General features: G+C 62.2%; 16 protein-coding genes. 9 read left to right on the top strand and 7 right to left on the bottom strand.

What is annotated here, in order from left to right; all coding sequences use genetic code 11:
* The first annotated feature begins 67 nt into the window (after positions 1–67).
* A complete protein-coding gene (locus tag ACQY7X_RS10835; RefSeq protein WP_428249929.1) occupies positions 68–400 on the top strand; it encodes a hypothetical protein in 333 nt (110 codons plus the stop codon).
* Positions 401–404: 4 nt separating this feature from the next.
* On the opposite strand, the gene ACQY7X_RS10830 is transcribed toward ACQY7X_RS10835, so the two are convergent.
* The 3 genes from ACQY7X_RS10830 to ACQY7X_RS10820 form a co-directional block, all read right to left on the bottom strand.
* Positions 405–980, bottom strand: coding sequence for a D-sedoheptulose-7-phosphate isomerase (locus ACQY7X_RS10830; protein WP_428249928.1), 576 nt, complete (start codon positions 978–980; stop codon positions 405–407).
* Complete coding sequence (gene rfbC / locus ACQY7X_RS10825; protein WP_428249927.1) at positions 977–1,537, bottom strand: dTDP-4-dehydrorhamnose 3,5-epimerase; 561 nt, start codon at positions 1,535–1,537, stop codon at positions 977–979. The genes ACQY7X_RS10830 and rfbC overlap by 4 nt, the downstream gene beginning before the upstream one ends.
* A 69-nt stretch (positions 1,538–1,606) precedes the next feature.
* Positions 1,607–2,113 carry a PAS domain-containing protein gene (locus tag ACQY7X_RS10820; RefSeq protein ID WP_428249926.1) on the bottom strand — a complete coding sequence of 169 codons (507 nt, stop codon included), beginning with the start codon at positions 2,111–2,113 and terminating at the stop codon, positions 1,607–1,609.
* A 120-nt stretch (positions 2,114–2,233) separates the two neighbouring features.
* Here ACQY7X_RS10820 and ACQY7X_RS10815 point away from each other — a divergent pair, with 120 nt between their 5' ends.
* Both ACQY7X_RS10815 and hspQ read left to right on the top strand, forming a co-directional pair.
* A complete protein-coding gene (locus ACQY7X_RS10815) occupies positions 2,234–2,974 on the top strand; it encodes an SDR family NAD(P)-dependent oxidoreductase (protein WP_428249925.1) in 741 nt (246 codons plus the stop codon).
* Between the two features lie 98 nt (positions 2,975–3,072).
* Positions 3,073–3,363, top strand: a complete 291-nt coding sequence (gene hspQ / locus ACQY7X_RS10810) for a heat shock protein HspQ (RefSeq protein WP_428249924.1) — start codon at positions 3,073–3,075, stop codon at positions 3,361–3,363.
* Positions 3,364–3,388: 25 nt separating this feature from the next.
* Here the strand turns inward: hspQ and ACQY7X_RS10805 are convergent, their stop codons facing one another.
* Positions 3,389–5,299, bottom strand: coding sequence for a polysaccharide biosynthesis protein (locus ACQY7X_RS10805; protein WP_428249923.1), 1,911 nt, complete (start codon positions 5,297–5,299; stop codon positions 3,389–3,391).
* Positions 5,300–5,484: 185 nt separating this feature from the next.
* Here ACQY7X_RS10805 and ACQY7X_RS10800 point away from each other — a divergent pair, with 185 nt between their 5' ends.
* Positions 5,485–6,789, top strand: a complete 1,305-nt coding sequence (locus ACQY7X_RS10800) for a hypothetical protein (protein ID WP_428249922.1) — start codon at positions 5,485–5,487, stop codon at positions 6,787–6,789.
* Here the strand turns inward: ACQY7X_RS10800 and rfbD are convergent.
* The 3 genes from rfbD to ACQY7X_RS10785 all read right to left on the bottom strand — a co-directional run bounded on the left by rfbD (position 6,768) and on the right by ACQY7X_RS10785 (position 9,465).
* Positions 6,768–7,655, bottom strand: coding sequence for a dTDP-4-dehydrorhamnose reductase (gene rfbD / locus ACQY7X_RS10795; RefSeq protein ID WP_428249921.1), 888 nt, complete (start codon positions 7,653–7,655; stop codon positions 6,768–6,770). The genes ACQY7X_RS10800 and rfbD overlap by 22 nt on opposite strands.
* 2 nt (positions 7,656–7,657) lie before the next feature.
* On the bottom strand, positions 7,658–8,530 hold the full coding sequence (locus ACQY7X_RS10790) for a WxcM-like domain-containing protein (RefSeq protein WP_428249920.1): 873 nt from the start codon (positions 8,528–8,530) through the stop codon (positions 7,658–7,660).
* Between the two features lie 119 nt (positions 8,531–8,649).
* Complete coding sequence (locus ACQY7X_RS10785) at positions 8,650–9,465, bottom strand: ABC transporter permease (protein WP_428249919.1); 816 nt, start codon at positions 9,463–9,465, stop codon at positions 8,650–8,652.
* Between the two features lie 292 nt (positions 9,466–9,757).
* Between ACQY7X_RS10785 and ACQY7X_RS10780 the strand changes: the two genes are divergently transcribed.
* From ACQY7X_RS10780 to asnB, 5 genes are all read left to right on the top strand, one after another.
* Entirely contained in the window at positions 9,758–11,014 is a 1,257-nt protein-coding gene (locus ACQY7X_RS10780) for a DegT/DnrJ/EryC1/StrS family aminotransferase (protein ID WP_428249918.1), read from the top strand.
* An 82-nt stretch (positions 11,015–11,096) separates the two neighbouring features.
* Positions 11,097–12,608, top strand: a complete 1,512-nt coding sequence (locus tag ACQY7X_RS10775; RefSeq protein WP_428249917.1) for a hypothetical protein — start codon at positions 11,097–11,099, stop codon at positions 12,606–12,608.
* Positions 12,601–13,590, top strand: a complete 990-nt coding sequence (locus ACQY7X_RS10770; protein ID WP_428249916.1) for a GNAT family N-acetyltransferase — start codon at positions 12,601–12,603, stop codon at positions 13,588–13,590. The genes ACQY7X_RS10775 and ACQY7X_RS10770 overlap by 8 nt, the downstream gene beginning before the upstream one ends.
* Positions 13,591–13,614: 24 nt before the next feature.
* Complete coding sequence (locus ACQY7X_RS10765) at positions 13,615–14,574, top strand: glycosyltransferase family 2 protein (RefSeq protein WP_428249915.1); 960 nt, start codon at positions 13,615–13,617, stop codon at positions 14,572–14,574.
* Between the two features lie 23 nt (positions 14,575–14,597).
* Positions 14,598–16,454: an asparagine synthase (glutamine-hydrolyzing) gene (asnB, locus tag ACQY7X_RS10760; protein WP_428249914.1), complete on the top strand. Its 1,857-nt coding sequence runs from the start codon at positions 14,598–14,600 to the stop codon at positions 16,452–16,454.
* Positions 16,455–16,457 lie beyond the last annotated feature (3 nt).

The raw sequence follows: 16,457 nt of genomic DNA, 5'->3' as shown, positions 1-16,457 counted from the left end.
GACAGCACGGTACTCCCCGCTGCGCTGGCGGCCAGAACGGCAATACTTGGGATGCACGAGGCAGTCGGTGGCGCTTAACGATCTGCAACGAGCCGGAATCACCGGCGTATTGGTCCTGGCAGGGCTTGGCGCCGCAGGCGTTATTGGCGCCAATGCGATTAAAAGCTATGAACGCAGCCAGCGCGCCGAGATTCATTTCATACCCGGCACCCAGACCGAAGCGCCAGACCGGCGCGAATGTCTGAACGAAGCCCTCAAGACCATGACCAAGTTCAATCGTCAGGCGATCTACAACGCCAATGTCGATTGCGAACTGCAGATCCAGTCGCTCGAAGGCCATATCGAAATGACCAAGCGGGGCGACGCACCCGCCGCTGCTGCTGGTACGGCGGTACGCTGAATTCCTATCCCGCGAAAGCGGCTTCGATCTTTTCGCAGATATAGTGATACAGGCAGATATGCACCTGCTGGATCAGCGGCGTGTGACGCGATGGCGCGGCGAGCAGGATATCGGCTTCCGCCGCCAGCTTGCCGCCGCCTTCGCCGGTCAGCGCCAGCACGGTCATGCCGCGCTTGCGCGCTTCCCTGGCCGCCAGCACCACATTCGACGAATTGCCCGAGGTGCTGATGCCCCAGAAGACGCCGCCCGGCTGGCCATAGGCCTCCACCTGGCGCGAAAACACCGTTTCGTAGCTATAATCGTTGGCCCAGGCGGTGAGCACCGAAGGATTATCGGAAAGGCAGATACAGCGCAAAGCCGGGCGCTCTTTCAGGAAGCGGCCGACCAGTTCGCCGGTGATATGCATGGCATCCGCTGCCGAGCCGCCATTGCCGCAGACCAGCAGCGGCTTGTCGGCCTTCAAGCCGGCGACCACGGCGGCCACGGCCTCGGCGACACCGCTTTCAAGCTCCGGCGTGGCTGCCAGCCGCAGTATCTCGGCGGAATGGAGCAGATAGTCGTTCAACGAAGCCTGGCTCATGGAAACACATCCGGTTGTTGCGCCAGCGGCGGATGCAGCGCGTCCTTGCCCGAAGTCACCGCCGCAGCGACATCCACGGGCCAGGCAATGCCAAGTGCCGGATCACTCCACAGGATGCCGCGTTCCTGCGCCGGGGCGTAATAAGCATCCACCTTGTAGAAAATCTCGCAATTCTCTTCCAGGGTGCAGAAGCCATGCGCGAAACCGGCGGGGATATAGAAATGATCCGGTGCATCGGCTGAAAGCTCGACAGCCACATGCTGACCAAATGTAGGCGACGAACGCCGAATATCCAGGGCTACCGACAGCACACGGCCACGCAGCGCCCGGATCAGCTTGGCCTGGGCATGGGGCGGCAATTGATAATGCATGCCCCGCATGGTGCCGCGCGGCACCGACTGGGAATGGTTATCCTGGACAAAGCTATTGGTGATGCCCACCGCCGCCATATCCACCTGGCTGAATGTCTCGGCAAACCAGCCGCGGTTATCGCCGAAGCGCCGCCCGGTCAGTTTGAGCGGGCCCTCGATCTCGAAACGGGTAACTGTGATCTGCATTGGACTTGGCGGCTGTTGGTGGATGCCCTTGTTAGTAGTCGGTTAGCCCCATAACCGCAACTGGCGGGGCTATTCCGGGCCGTAGCGGAGATGCTCCCACAGCCAGTAGCCGAGCAGATAGGTGCCTTCACCGGCATCGTTGAGCAGCGGCGCCAGGATGCGGCTGTAGCCCATATGGCGCCGGGTCGGGTCGGCGCTGGGGCGGCGCCAGTAATGCGGCTCACGGCCAGCCAGCAGGCGGGCATAAAGCGGCTCCACCACGGCCATTTCCTCAGCCGGGTGCAGATCCTCGAAATACATCCCGGTGTGTTCTCGGCCATTGGCAACCAGATGGTCGGTGCCGAGCAGCCGGTAGCGGTAGCGCCGCCGGCCATCGGGCTGCGGCAAGGCCTCGATCAGGCCGAGGCCAGGCAGGATGCGGGCCGGCATGCCCAGCGGATCGATGGTGCCCCGCCGTGGCGGACTGCCATCGGGGCCGCAATGCGCCCGCCAATAGCCGAGGAACAGCGCCAGCGGCTCCGGCAGGCTCTCCGGCCAATCCTGGGTGATGCGCGTGATCAGCGGTTCTTCATCCATGACAATACCCTAAGTCGGGTGGGCAGCGCGGTCGAGCGGGCCACTTGCTGTTCCGCCAACCCTGGCGGCCCTATCATATCTGATATATGAGAAAGACAAAGCCAACGGGAGAGAAGCATCATGAACCAGATCGACCTCAAGGGCCGCCGCGCCGTGGTTACCGGCGGTGCGCAGGGTATCGGCCGCGCCGTCAGCGAACGCCTGCTCGCCTCCGGTGCCAGTGTGGCTATCTGGGACCGCGACCATGCCCTGGCGGCGGCCGTCGCCAAGGAAATCGGCGCCCAGGCGGTGGCCGTGGATGTCACCGACTATGCCGCCGTGGAACAGGCGGTGCGCGATACAGCGGCAAAACTCGGCGGGATCGACCTGCTGGTGAATAACGCTGGCATTGCGGGGCCTAATGGCCCGGTGCATGAATACCCGCTGGATGCCTGGAAGGCGGTAATCGACCTGGATCTCAATGGCGTGTTCTATTGCTGCCGCGCGGTCGTACCGCTGATGCTGGCGCAGAAATTCGGCCGCATCGTGAATATCGCCTCCATCGCCGGAAAAGAGGGCAATCCCAATGCCGGTGCCTATTCGGCGGCCAAGGCCGGCGTGGTGGCACTGACCAAGTCGCTGGGCAAGGAACTGGCCGGGCACGACATCGCGGTCAACTGCGTAACGCCGGCGGCGGCCAAAACCCGCATTTTCGACCAGATGGCACAGACCCATATCGACTACATGCTGTCGAAAATTCCACGCGGCCGTTTCGTGCTGGTGGAGGAAGTGGCGGCCATGGTGGCCTGGCTGCTCTCAGCGGAGAATTCCTTCACCACCGGCGCGGTGTTCGACTTGAGCGGCGGACGCGCTACCTATTAAACTCGGGAACGGCCTAAGCTCATAGGCCGGGCAATCATGGCGGGACAGCGGGCAGGATGCCGCAAAGCAGGGAAGCGAAGTTTTCGATCGGCGATGTCGTGCGGCATCGCCTCTTCCCGTTCCGGGGTGTGATCTTCGATGTCGACCCGGTGTTCAACAACACCGAGGAATGGTGGCTGGCGATCCCCGCCGACATGCGCCCGCGCAAGGACCAGCCCTTCTATCACCTGCTGGCCGAGAATGCCCAGACCAGCTACCAGGCCTATGTCTCGGAGCAGAATCTGCTACCCGATGCAGAAAGCGGCCCGGTGAACCATCCCGATGTGCCGAAATATTTCGATGGCTACCGCGATGGCCATTACATCTGGCGCGGCGGCAGCCGCATGTAGCGGCAAACTACTTATCCTGCCCTGGTTACTTATCCTGGCCTTGCGGCGCGTGCTGGAATTCCGGCACCAGGCCCTTCAGCAGTTCCAGCGCCCGGGCGGCATCGCGTGCCTGCACGGCGGCTGACAGCGCATCGAGGGCACGGCCAAGCTCGGCGGCATCGAGGATACGCGGCGCCGCCAGCAGGATGCCCTGGCTCGATGTCGGCACCAGGGTCTCGGCCTGGTGCAGTACTTCTTCGTAGAGTTTCTCGCCCGGCCGCAGCCCGGTATAGACGATCTTGATATCAGCCTCGGGCCTCAACCCGGCCAGCCGGATCATCTGCCGCGCCAGATCCTGGATACGCACCGGTTCGCCCATGTCGAGGACGAATATCTTGCCAGCAGTGTGGGCCGCCTCCGCCGGCATGGCAGCGGCCTGCAGGATCAGTTCCACGGCTTCCCGCGTGGTCATGAAGAAGCGCGTCACTTCCGGATGGGTGACGGTAAGCGGCCCGCCCTGGGCCAATTGCCGCTGAAACAACGGAACAACCGAGCCCGAGGAGCCAAGCACATTGCCGAAGCGCACGGTGACGAAGCGGGTCGGCGCACCGGAGGCATCGGCGGCAAGGTCCAGACTCTGCGCCACCATCTCGGCAACGCGCTTGCTGGCTCCCATCACATTGGTGGGGTTCACCGCCTTGTCAGTGGAAATCAGCACCATGACGCCGACCTTGTGGCGCAACGCCGCCTCGGCCACCACCCGGGTGCCGAAGGCATTGGTCTGTATCGCTTCCTCGATATTGGCCTCGGTCAGCGGTACATGCTTGTAGGCGGCAGCATGGAGCACGATTTCCGGTCTGGTTTCAGCCAGCACGCGCTCGACCCGCTCAGGCTGCCGCACATCGCCCAGCAGGGCGCGTCGGGGCAGATTGTGCCAGCGCTCGGCGAGTTCGAGATCGATCTGGTAGAGCGCATGCTCGCCCTGCTCGAACAGGATGATTTCCGCCGGCCCGAGATCGGCGACCTGTCGGGTAAGCTCCGAGCCAATGGTACCGCCGGCACCCGTGATCAGCACACGCCGGCCTTTGATCAGGCGCTGCACTGCTTCGCGGTCCAGCACCTTCTGCGGCCGGCCGAGCAGATCCTCGATATCCACCGGGCGCAGATCGCGCGCGCCGAGGGATTGCATGCCCTGGCGCTGAAAATCGGTGAGGCGCGGCAGCCGTGAGACGGTGAGGCCACGCTGCGTGGCAAGCTCCAGCAAAGCCGTCATCTGCTCGCGTTCGGGCCGCATGTCAGCCAGGATCAGGCGGCGCGGGCGGTCATGCTCGCTGAAGCGCGCCAGCACCGCATCCAGTTCATCGATGCTGCCCAGTACACGCACGCCACGGATATCACGGCCCTGGCGGGTTTCCTTGGCATCGACAATGCCGACCACGCGATAGCCGGACTGGCGGTTGCGGTCCATTTCGCGGATGAAGGCGTCGGCGGCGGCGCCAGAGCCGACCAGCAGCACCGGCACGCGGGTATCCACCTCGCGCTTCAGCGCCTGCATAAGGCTGCCATCCTTCCAGGAGCGATAAAGCAGACGCGGCCCGGCCAGCAGCAGGCAGAGCAGGCCATACTGGATCACCACGGCGCTGCGAGGATAATCCTGCAGCCGCGAAATCCAGAACAGCAATGGCAGGAAGATGAGCAGCGCCAGCGCACTGGCTTTCATGATCGCGGCCATGTCACGCAGCGAGGCGTAATGCCAGATGCCGCGATACAGCCCCATGGCCTGGAACACCACCGCCGCCAGGGCGGTGAACAGCAGGGTATGCTCCGGATGCCCCAGCCAGACGTAATCATGGTCAGCCAGCCAATAACGGAGCGCCAGCGCGCCCTCGAAGGACAGCGCCGCCATAAAGATGTCGTGCAAGGCGACAACGGCGATGCGGGAATTGAAATGGAGCATTGCTGGCGTGAAATGAAACGATTGTTTACGGGCTGGCCGCCAGTTTAACCGGCGCATGCCGGGGCGGCTATGGCCGAGGCGGCAGTCAAAGTTAACTCTTTGACCCACTTTTGCATTTCCCGGGCGCTTGCTTTTGCCCGGCCTGCCGCAGACAGTCTGCCTGACCTTACCATGACCATATCCGTATGAATTTTGCCTCCCTGAACTGGCAACAGCGCGCCTTCGTCATCCCGGCCCTGCTTCTGGCCGGACTGCAGGCCGCCAGTTTCGTCGCCCTGGCCCTGATCACCGCCCTGCCGCTCCCGGTATACGACCTGCTGGATATGCTACTGGCTTATGATGCCCAGGGCTTGAGTCTAGCCTGGCTTTTGCCGCTGCATAACAGCCACGCCATCCCGCTGCCGCGCCTGCTGATGGCCGCCGATATCTGGGCCGGTGGCGGCCATGCCCTCACCTTCACCATCACCGCCTTGCTGGCACGAATCATCAGCTTCGCATTGCTGGCTCTGGCCGTGCTGCGCCATGCTGCAATCACGCCAGCTTGGCGCCTGCTGACGATAGCGGCTTTGGCCTTGCTCCTGTTCCGCGGCTTCCTGCTGGAAACCGTGGTGATTCCCAACGGCTACAATTACGACCTGATGCTGGTATTCGCGGTGGCGGGCATGATGGCGGTGACGGCGCGGCCGCCGCCAGACCGCGTTGACGCCCAGCCCTGGCTTGCCGCCGTTGCAGCAATGGCTGCCAGCCTGTGCCTGGCCAGTGGCGTGTTGCTGCTGCCGCTGTTTGCGGCAATGACCTGGCTACGCCACCGGCGCATTGCCGTGCTGCTGCCTTTTCTGCTGGCCGGGCTGGCGGTGCTGGCGGTCTATGTTGCCGGCTACCATCAGGATGACGCCCAGCCCTGGCAGCCCAGCCCGTGGGCCTTGCTCGACCAGTTGCTGCATATCGCCGGATCACCCTGGATCGGCCACAGAAAGATCGTTGGCTATACGGCCGCCGCCTTGCTGTTATCCGCCACCCTGGCAGGGATAGGCTGGTCATTGCTGCGGCTGGCGCGGCTTGATTCGCTACAGCAACTGGCGTTGATGCTGCTGCTCTATGGCCTGGGATCGCTACTTGCCGTAGCCGTCTCCCGTGCCAGCCTCGGTGTGGAAACCGGCATCGCCGGGCGCTATGGGCTTTTCACCGCCTGCCTTTATGCCGGCCTGGCAATGCTGCTCTTGCGCCTGCCGGAACGCTGGCAGCCGAAACTGCAATCTGCCGCCATGGCCTGCGTGATTGCCGGCGGCCTGCTGCTGATCCGGGAACAGGCGCTGATGGCGCAGAATTACAGGCAGCTGCATACGGAAGCCGCTGCCGATATTGCTGCTTTGCGCGCCGGGCAGCGCGACGTGTCGCTGCTGCGCCATATCCATGCCGATCCCAAGGCCGCCTGGCCGTTCTTCGACCTGCTGCAGCGCCGCCGGCTTTACGGCTTCGGCACCGAATAAAGTTCATCGATCAGCGTCACCAGGGATTGCCGCCAATCTGGCATGGCGATGCCATGCACACGCTCAAGCTTGGCGCCATCCAGCCGCGAATTGGCCGGGCGCGGCGCCGGCAGCGGGTATTCGGCGGTGGTGATGGCCGTGACCCTGGGCTGCCGCCCGCCATGACGCGCCGATTCGGCAATGATCGCGCAGGCGAAGTCGTGCCAGCTGACATGCGGCTGGCCAGCGAAATGGAAGGTACCGAAATGCGCCGGCTCCGGGCTGGCGGCGATGCGGTCGGCAATGCGCCAGCAGGCAGCGGCAATGTCGGCGGCCATGGTCGGACCGCCGAACTGATCCGCCACCACGCGCAATTCGTCGCGCTCGGCCGCCAACCGCAGCATGGTCTTGACGAAATTGCCGCGGAACGGACTGACCACCCAGGCGGTGCGTAGGATTACATGCCGATTGAGCAAAGTACGCACCGCGATTTCGCCGCCAAGCTTGCTGGCACCATAGACGGAGAGCGGTGCCACCGGATCATCCTCGCGCCACGGCTGCGTGCCATTGCCATCGAATACATAATCCGTCGAGAGATGCAGCAAGGCCGCACCAGCCTCGGCGCAAGCGCGAGCCAGGTAGCCTGGGGCGAGGCTGTTGATCTGGTGTGCCAATTCCGGCTCGCTCTCAGCCTTGTCTACTGCCGTATAGGCAGCCGCATTCAGCACCACGCGCGGCTTCAAGGTGGCGATGCAGCGCGTCACCGCAGCAGCATCGCCGATATCCAGCGTGGCGCGGTCGACGAACACGGCGTCGCGGCTGCCGACATGGCGGCGCAATTCCTGACCCACCTGGCCCAGCGCTCCGGCAACGAGGAAATCCGCCATGATCAGGCCGGCTTGGCGGCAACCACCCGCACGAAATCGGCGTAGTCGCGGATATAGTCGGTGGGATCGTAGGCATCGGAAGCGAAAACCAGCAGCACCGCATCAGCGGTATACTTATACTGGATGCCCCAGGTCAGCGGCGGCAGGTAGACGCCCATATCGGGTGAATCGAGCAGCACCTCGGTGCGGTTGATGCCATCATCGGCAACGATGGCGCAACTGCCATGCAGGCAGACCAGGAACTGATGACAGCGATAATGCGCATGCTCGCCGCGGGTCTTTTCGCTGGGCACATTGAACACCGCGAACCAGCGTTTCGGCGTGAACGGTACATCCTTCGGGATATCGGCCACCGCCAGATCGCCGCGCATGTCATGCACCTTCTTAAAGCGGTGCAGGGTCACATCACCGACGCCGATACGGACATTATCCTGCCCGGGCGGGAAATTCGGATTGAACTGCTCCGGCTCACGCGACAGGCCGAGTGCATGGGTGGAAACATAGCCGGTGATGCGGATCGGCGAGCCGCTGACGATGGCATAGGGCGGTACATTCTGCGCCACCACTGAACCGGGTTTCACTACCGCGCCCGCCCCGATATTGACGCCACGGCTGATAATGCTGCCAGCACCAATCCGCGCGCCGGCACCAATCACCACATCGCCCGCGCCGGCAGAGAATTCCTCAAATACCACGCCAGGGCCGAGCGTGACGCCGCGCCCCAGCTGCACACCCGCCCAGACCTGCGTGAAGCCATGCAGCACACATTGCTCGGCTATCTCGGCACCGGCAAAGACCACAACATGGTCCCCGAGTCTGGCCGAACCGGCAACGGTGGCACCCGCATGTACAATGGCAGTAGAGGCTGCAGTCATGGTCTCGTTTCCAATTCGCGCCCGATCACAACAGCACGACATGATGGCACGGCATCACGGCATGATGGGTATTGTTAGGCGATTGGCTATAACCCGGCAATAGCGGCAGGGGTGAGAGGTCAGATCACGTCGGCAAAGGCCGGCTGGCTGCGCTTGAACCAGAGATAGCCCATGACCATGAACAGCCAGCTGATAATGGTGATAACCCCCAGGATTTCGAGGTTAGGCCAGCTATTGGCGAATACGAGCAGACGGGCCTGCTCCACCACCAGGGTCAGCGGATTGAAATAAAGCAGCGGCTGCCACTGCGGCGCCAGATTGGAAAGCGGGTACATCACCGGGCTGAGGAACATCAGGAAAGTGACGAGCGGGCCGACAAGCTGGCCAAGGTCGCGGAAAAACACCCCAAGAGACGCCAGAAACCAGCTCAAGCCCATGCAGAACAGCAAGAACGGAAACATGATCACCAGCAGCAGCAGTATCTTCGGCTGATACATGCCGTAACCAAGCGTCAGCACCAGAAGCAGCAGGCCGAAGCCGATCAACGCATGAAACAGCGCCGTGCACAGCACGACAAAGGGCAGGATATCCAGCGGGAAAACTACCCGCTTGACATAGGAGGCGTAGGACGCGATCAGGCCGGGCGTGCGGGTGGCGATATCGCTGAGAAACCAGAAGAAGATCAAGCCGGGAAACAGGAACAGGGTGAAATTCGGCGCCCCCCCCAGATTCTGGTCAAAACGCGCGCCGGCAACGATGTTGAAGAACAGGCTGAACACAATCAGGGTCAGCACCGGATTGAGCAGGGCCCACAATATGCCAGCCACACTGCCCCGGTAGCGGGCTTCGATATCACGACGGACCAGTTGCCGGATCAGTTCGCGGTGCTGCCAGATCGCGATGGCGGGCGCAAAGAGAAAGGGCTGCTTGGTCATCTGCAATTGATCCGGCACGGACGATGGTGGAGCATTTTAGGGGTAAGGCCCAAGGCGCCAGAAGGGGTTGGCGTGAATTATTCCCTGGCGACTTCATCCCGGCCCGGCTGGATCGAACGGGTGGCACCGCCAATATATCAATAAGACATTGAAATATATACAAGTTTTATTAATTTCCGCATCCAGGGTGGATTTACGGATTGGCGGATTGATGCCGCTTCGCGGCTTTAGAGTACCCCCGGGAATTGTGCTATACAGCGTCTCCGTCGCCATCGTTTTTTGAGAATCATCTATGCCGCTCAATCAGATTGCCCCGTTGCCGCGCCTCCGGCTGTACACGGCGCTGTCGCATTACTGGAATGTCTTTGCTGACCTGCTGACCGGGAAGGCCTACCGGGGCGATGATCTCGAACGCCTGTCGGGCAAGCTGCAGACGATGCTTGGCATGCAGCAGGTGGTTCCGATGCCGCTGGCCCGCGTTGGCATCTATGCCACGATCAAGGCGCTGATCCGCCCGGGCCAGAAGGTGATCGTATCGCCCTACACCATCGCCGACGTGATCAACATGGTGGTTTGCGCCGGTGGCGTGCCGGTCTTTGCCGATATCGAGCGCGAAACCTGCAACATAGATGCAAAATCGGTTGAAGCCCTGATCGGGCCGGATACCGGCGCGGTGATGGTGACGCATTTCTACGGCCTGATGTGCGACGTGGAGCGGATCGCTGAAATCTGTGCCAAGCATGGCGTGCCACTAGTGGAAGATGCCGCGCAGGCTTTCGGCGGTCGCCGCAATGGGCGCTTTGCCGGCACGTTCGGCACCGCAGGCATCTATAGCTTTGGCATGTACAAGAACGTGAATGCGTTTTTCGGTGGCGCCGTGGCGACCAACGATCCGGCGCTGGCGGAACGCATCCGCGCCGAAATCGCGGCCTGGCCTTACCAGGCGCTGGGCGGCTACGCAAAGAAAGTCATCTCGGCCGCCATCATTGATGTGGTGACCCACCCGCTGGTTTTCCGCATCTTCACCTTCTGGCTGTTCCGCTGGGCCTTCCTCAACAACGTGAATGCCATAAACAACAAGCTGAAGATCGACCTGGACCCGAAACTGAGCCGCGAATTGCCGGCCGACTACAAGATCCGCATGTCGCCGCTGCAGGCCCGCCTGATCCTGGAGCAGCTGGACGGCGTGGACGCTAAGGCGCTTCTGCGGCGCCGTGCCGCCAAGCAGTGGCATGACGGATTGAAGGATATTCCGGAGCTGATCATTCCGCCGCTGCTGGAAGATGGCTCGCATATCTACTGGTATTTTCCGATCCAGTATGATCGCCGCCATGATTTGGTCGCCTATGCGATGCAGCATGGCCGCGACATTACCGAGAGCTACCACCGCAACTGCGCTGCCCTGCCCTGCTTCAGCGCCTTTGCCAATCCCTGCCCCAACGCCCAGAAAACCGCCGACTCCCTGATCTACCTGCCGACATATCCCCGGTATAGCGCCGACGAGATTGCCAAGACGATCGGAGTCATTCGTGCCTATTTCGGCAAATGATGCCGCGATAGCCGTTATTGGATCTGGACCAGGGGCCGTTGCCAGCGCCAAGGCATTGCTGAGGCGCGGCGAGCGGGTTGTCATGCTTGATGCCGGCCAGGAGCTGGATCCCCACCGGGCAGCGATGGTGGCCCGCCTGGGAGCGGCAGATCATCGGCATTGGACTCCTGCCGATCTTGATGAACTGACCGACAATCCGACCATCAGCACCAGCAAGGTGCCGAAGAAGCTGGTATTCGGATCAGACTTCCTCTACGCCGGCAAACACCCGCTCTGCCCGACCGAAGCCGAAGCCGGCATCGCCGCCAACCCGACCCTGGCCAAGGGCGGCTTCAGCATTGCCTGGGGGGGCGCGATGCTGCCCATGGCGGATACCGACATGGCCGACTGGCCATTCCGCCGCGCCGCCCTGGAGTCATCCTACCGGCGTGTCCTGCAGGATATTCCGGTCTGCGGCAGCCCGGGGCTGCTGGATGAACATTTTCCGATCCTGCGGGAGCAGAGCGACGATATCCGCCTGCCGCAGCAAGCCGCCGACCTGCTCAAGGATTTTACCGCTGCCGCCGCCACCCGCCGCAAGAATGACAACACACTGCTTTGTGGCCAGGCGCGCCTTGCGCTGCATGGCGCCGCTGCCGGCGGCCAGGGCTGCCGCTATTGCGGCAGATGCCTGTCCGGCTGCGTCTATCATGCGATACACACCTTCGACCAGGATATCGCTGCCCTGGCTCGCGATGGCAGAATCACCTATCGCGGCGGCCTGATGGTTTCTGAGATCAGGGAAGAAGGCGAGGCAGTACTGGTGCGCTGGCGCGGGCTGGCCGATCAGGCCCCGGGCGAGCAGCGTTTCAAGCGCGTATTCCTTGCTGCTGGCGCACTGAATTCAGCCCGTATCCTGCTGGAATCCGCCGGCCGCTTCGATACGCCGCTGCGCTTCCAGGACAGCCGCAAATTTGTGCTGCCTATGCTGCGGCTGCGCCGCCAGCGGCTGCAATGGCCGGATGTGAATGCCTTGCCGGCGCTGTTCATGGAAGCCCGTTTTCCGGATGTCACCCCGCATTGGCTCCATATGCAGATTTCCGTGGTCAACGATTTTGTGCTGCAACGTCTCGGCGTTACTCCCGGCAAAGGCCTGAAATGGGCATTGCTTGGCCCTGCCGTGGAGCGGCTGATGATTGCCTGGGGCGGGCTGCATTCCACACTGAGCGATGGTTTCGAGGCCCGGCTGCAGCGCGGCACCGACGCAGCGCCCGGCACCCTGGCGCTGCGCATACTGCGCAACCCCCAGACCCTGCCGATGATCAAGCGGCTGACACGCCGGCTGATCCCGGAGGGGCTGCGCTTCGGCACGCTGTTTCTGCCGCTGCCCACCGTGAGCGATATCGGCGGCGGCAACCATTTCGGCGGCTCGTTTCCGATGACCCGCGAGCCGGCACGGTTCGAGCAATCCGACCTGCTGGGACGGCCCGCCGGGTTGCGCCGTGTCCACCTGGTCGATGGCTCGGTGCTGCCGTCGCTGCCGGCCACCACGGTAGCCCTGGTGATCATGGCCAATGCCGACCGCATCGTGCATGAGGCGCCGCTGCATGAGTGAAAAATTCAAGGAAGCATTACGCTTCCTCGTTGTCGGCGGCGCGAATTTCGTGTTCACGCTGCTGATATACGAGTTGTTGCTGCTGCTAGTGGATTACCGGCTAGCCTACCTGTTCGCTTTCCTCGCGGCGCTGGGCTTCACGGCGGTGTTCAACATCAACGCCGTGTTTGGCCGGCAGGTACAGCGGCGCAACTCGGTCTCCTATGGCCTGTACTACTGTTTGTACAGCGCAGCCAATCTGGCCCTGCTGACCGTGGTGGTCGAGGTCGCCGGGATACCGGAAATCTGGGCGCCGGTAGCGGTACAGGTGGCAATCTTCCTGCCGCATTTCCTGCTGTCGCGCTATATCATCACCGCCATGACCAAGCCGGCCGGCACTCTGGATGAACGCGATTTCGCGGATCTGGCCCAACTCCAGATCACAATGCTGCCCTATTCCCTGGTGTCCCGGCTTGGCACAGCTTATGCCGCCGCCTACTGGCGCTATGTCGCGTCTGCCGATGAGGAATTGGCCCTGGTGCGCCGGGATGAATCCGGGCGCATTGCCGCTGCCTGCGCGGCGTCGCTTGATCCCGCCAGCCTGACCCGCCGGCTGGCGATGAAAACCCCCCTGGCCTTCTTCGCCGCACTAAACTGCCTCTCCCCCTGGCTCTGGCGCGCCGCGGCCGGCATCCTGTTCAGCCATAACGTAGCGGAAGCCGAGGCGCTGCCAAAAGGCCAGCCGGAAATGGTGATGCTGCTGACCGCCCCGGAGCACCGGCGCAAGGGGATGGCGCGGGAAATGGTGGGAGAGCTGGAGCTTCAGTTACAGACCCGCCAGATACCCGCCTATTATGTGCGCACCATGGCCTCTCAGCAGGCCGCTCAGCATTTCTACAAATCCTGCGGCTTTGTCGAGAGTGGTACATTCGAGGCGAATGGCATAGTCTACCATGTCCTGATCAAACAGCTTGGCCCCCGGGCCGAGCGCACCGCGCCATAGAGCAACTTTGGGCTGACTGAAACCATGATTTCCGTTCTTGTCCCCATCTACAACGAAAGCGGCAATATCATGCCGCTTGCCACTGCTCTTACCGATGTGATGGGAAGGCTGGGACGGCCTTATGAAATCATCCTGGTGGATGATGGCAGCAAGGATGCCTCCTTCGCCGAGATCACCCAGGCGACCCAGCGCTTCCCCCATATCAGTGCGCTGCGCTTCCGCCGCAATAGCGGCCAGACGGCTGCCATGATGGCCGCGATCGATGAAGCCAAGGGCGAGATTCTGATTCCGATCGATGCCGACCTGCAAAATGACCCCGAAGACATTCCGCGCCTGATCGCCAAACTGGAAGAAGGCTATGAAGTGGTCTCCGGCTGGCGCTTCAACCGCCAGGACGCCAAGGTGAAGCGGGTGTTCCTGAGCCGGGTGGCGAACGCGCTGATTTCCAAAATCTCCGGCGTGCATCTGCATGACTATGGCTGCTCCCTGAAAGCCTATCATCGCGACGTGATCAAGGATGTGCAGCTCTATGGCGAGATGCACCGCTTCATCCCGATCTATGCCGCCTGGCAAGGCGCACGCTGGACCGAGATTGCCGTGAACCATCGCCCCCGCACCGTCGGCAACTCGAAATACGGCATGAACCGTATCTTCAAGGTGCTGCTCGATCTGGTGCTGATCGTTTTCCTTGAGCGGTATTTCACCAAGCCCGGCTATTTCTTCGGCGGATTTGGCTTTGGCCTGCTGGCCACCTCCTTCCTTTCCGGCTTGGCAGCAGTGGCTCTGAAATTGATCAACGGCACGTCCTTCATCATGACTCCCTTGCCGCTGCTCACCGTGATGCTGTTCGTGACCGGCCTGATGTTCATTCTTATGGGTATCCTGGCGGAGATGATTGTCCGCACATACTACGAATCCCAAGGCAAGCGCGCCTACACGGTAAAAGACCGCGTAAGCTCACCGCCTGCCCACGGCAGCAGCTAGACGAACGCCAGAGATCGACGGCGATGTGCGGCATCACTGGCTTCTACGGCATCGGCAACATCAATATTCTGCAGGCGATGACCGATGCACTGGCCCATCGCGGCCCGGATGGTGAAGGCCTGTATGCCGACAACCAGCATCCGGTTTTCCTCGGCCATCGCCGGCTATCAATCATCGACATCGCGGCCGGCGCGCAGCCGATGTGGAGCCATGACCGCCGCTACTGCATCGTCTTCAATGGCGAAATATACAATCACGCCGAACTGCGCCAGGAACTGGAAGCACGCGGACACCGCTTCCTAAGCGACCACAGCGATACTGAAGCTCTGTTGATCGGCTATCGTGAATGGGGCCGGGCGGTTTGTGACCGCCTGAATGGCATGTTTGCCTTCTGCATCCTGGATCTGGAGCGCAACTGCCTGTTTCTGGCTCGCGACCGCTGCGGCGAGAAACCGCTCTACTACGCCAAGACCGCCGAAAGTTTCTCCTTCGCATCCGAACTGCCGGCGCTGTTGCTGCATCCCGCCATTGATACGGCACTGGATCCTGTCGGATTGCAGAAGTATTTCGCCTATGGCTACATTCCCGCCCCCCGCACCCTCTACAAGGGCTGCAGCAAGCTGAAAGCCGGCGGCTGGCTGGAACTGGATCTCGCCACTGGTAACCTGCAGGACGGTATCTATTGGGATTTCCGCATTGCGCCAGATACCGCCCTTGGCAACCGCACGGCCGACAGCCTGGCCGAAGAACTGGACGGCCTGATCCGGCAGGCAACGGCCCGGCGGCTGATGGCCGATGTGCCGGTCGGCATCTTCCTCAGCGGCGGCATAGATTCCAGCGCCATTCTGGCGAATGCCTGCCGCATCCAGAATCCGGCGCTGGTCAAGAGCTTTACTGTAGGTTTTGACGAGCCGAGCTACGATGAATCGGCAAATGCCGAGCAAGTAGCAAGATATTTCGGCACCGATCATGCCGTCCGCGTCCTGAACATGGCTGCGATGGGGGCCGAAGCACCGATGGTACTCGACGGGCTCGGCGAACCGATTGTCGATCCCTCGTTGCTGCCAACCTATTTCCTCAGCAAGTTCGCCCGCGAGAAGGTGACGGTAGCGTTGACCGGCGACGGTGGCGATGAGCTTTTCGCCGGCTATGCGCCGTTCAAGGCACTGCGTCCGGGGCAACTCTATACTGCCGTGACGCCGCCCTGGCTGCATCGCGGCCTGCGCAGGCTGATCGACCTCATGCCGGTGACGGGGGGCTATCTCAGCCTGGACTTCAAGCTGCGCCGCAGCCTGCAGGGCCTGGGCCATCCGGCATCACGCCGCAACCCGGCCTGGATGGCGCCACTGGCCCCGGACCTGTTCGAAGCCGTGTTCCTCGCCCCGCTTGATGCCGATACGCTGTATAGCGAAGCGATGGAAGCTTGGGATCGCGCCGGCGGCGACATGATCGATGCCAGCCTGGATTTTTACACCCGCTTCTATCTGCCGGAAAACATCCTGACCAAGACGGACCGCACCTCCATGGCGGTATCGCTGGAAACACGTGCGGTGTTTCTCGACAACGACATCCTGGCTTTCTGCCAGCGCCTGCCGAACCGACACAAGTTTGCCGGCAACACTGGCAAGGTCATTCTGCGCAAAGCCTTGGCGCGCCTGCTGCCTCCTGACGTGCTGAAGCGGCCGAAAAAAGGCTTCGGTATCCCATTGCTGCACTGGCTGCGGCAGTACATGCACGACCAGCCACCGATGGCGGCTGATGGCATGTCGCAGGCTGGCGTCACTCGCTTGTGGCAGGAGCATATGGCCGGCAAACGGGATCACCGCCTGTTTCTGTTCGGCTGCTATGCTTTGCAGCAAGCCCGCCGGCCAGCGGCCTAACAG

Source organism: Ferrovibrio sp. (assembly GCF_965278975.1).
Lineage (GTDB): Bacteria > Pseudomonadota > Alphaproteobacteria > Ferrovibrionales > Ferrovibrionaceae > Ferrovibrio.
Note: the sequence above shows the minus strand (reverse complement) of the source record. Positions and strands in the feature narration are given on the sequence as shown.

Coding starts and splice junctions, on each gene's coding strand:
- ACQY7X_RS10800 (WP_428249922.1), top strand. CDS start 5,485: ATGAATTTTGCCTCCCTGAACTGGCAACAGCGCGCCTTCGTCATCCCG.
- ACQY7X_RS10785 (WP_428249919.1), bottom strand. CDS start 9,465: ATGACCAAGCAGCCCTTTCTCTTTGCGCCCGCCATCGCGATCTGGCAG.
- ACQY7X_RS10805 (WP_428249923.1), bottom strand. CDS start 5,299: ATGCTCCATTTCAATTCCCGCATCGCCGTTGTCGCCTTGCACGACATC.
- ACQY7X_RS10765 (WP_428249915.1), top strand. CDS start 13,615: ATGATTTCCGTTCTTGTCCCCATCTACAACGAAAGCGGCAATATCATG.
- ACQY7X_RS10820 (WP_428249926.1), bottom strand. CDS start 2,113: ATGGATGAAGAACCGCTGATCACGCGCATCACCCAGGATTGGCCGGAG.
- asnB (WP_428249914.1), top strand. CDS start 14,598: ATGTGCGGCATCACTGGCTTCTACGGCATCGGCAACATCAATATTCTG.
- ACQY7X_RS10775 (WP_428249917.1), top strand. CDS start 11,097: ATGCTTGATGCCGGCCAGGAGCTGGATCCCCACCGGGCAGCGATGGTG.
- rfbC (WP_428249927.1), bottom strand. CDS start 1,537: ATGCAGATCACAGTTACCCGTTTCGAGATCGAGGGCCCGCTCAAACTG.
- ACQY7X_RS10770 (WP_428249916.1), top strand. CDS start 12,601: ATGAGTGAAAAATTCAAGGAAGCATTACGCTTCCTCGTTGTCGGCGGC.
- rfbD (WP_428249921.1), bottom strand. CDS start 7,655: ATGGCGGATTTCCTCGTTGCCGGAGCGCTGGGCCAGGTGGGTCAGGAA.
- ACQY7X_RS10790 (WP_428249920.1), bottom strand. CDS start 8,530: ATGACTGCAGCCTCTACTGCCATTGTACATGCGGGTGCCACCGTTGCC.
- ACQY7X_RS10780 (WP_428249918.1), top strand. CDS start 9,758: ATGCCGCTCAATCAGATTGCCCCGTTGCCGCGCCTCCGGCTGTACACG.
- ACQY7X_RS10815 (WP_428249925.1), top strand. CDS start 2,234: ATGAACCAGATCGACCTCAAGGGCCGCCGCGCCGTGGTTACCGGCGGT.
- ACQY7X_RS10830 (WP_428249928.1), bottom strand. CDS start 980: ATGAGCCAGGCTTCGTTGAACGACTATCTGCTCCATTCCGCCGAGATA.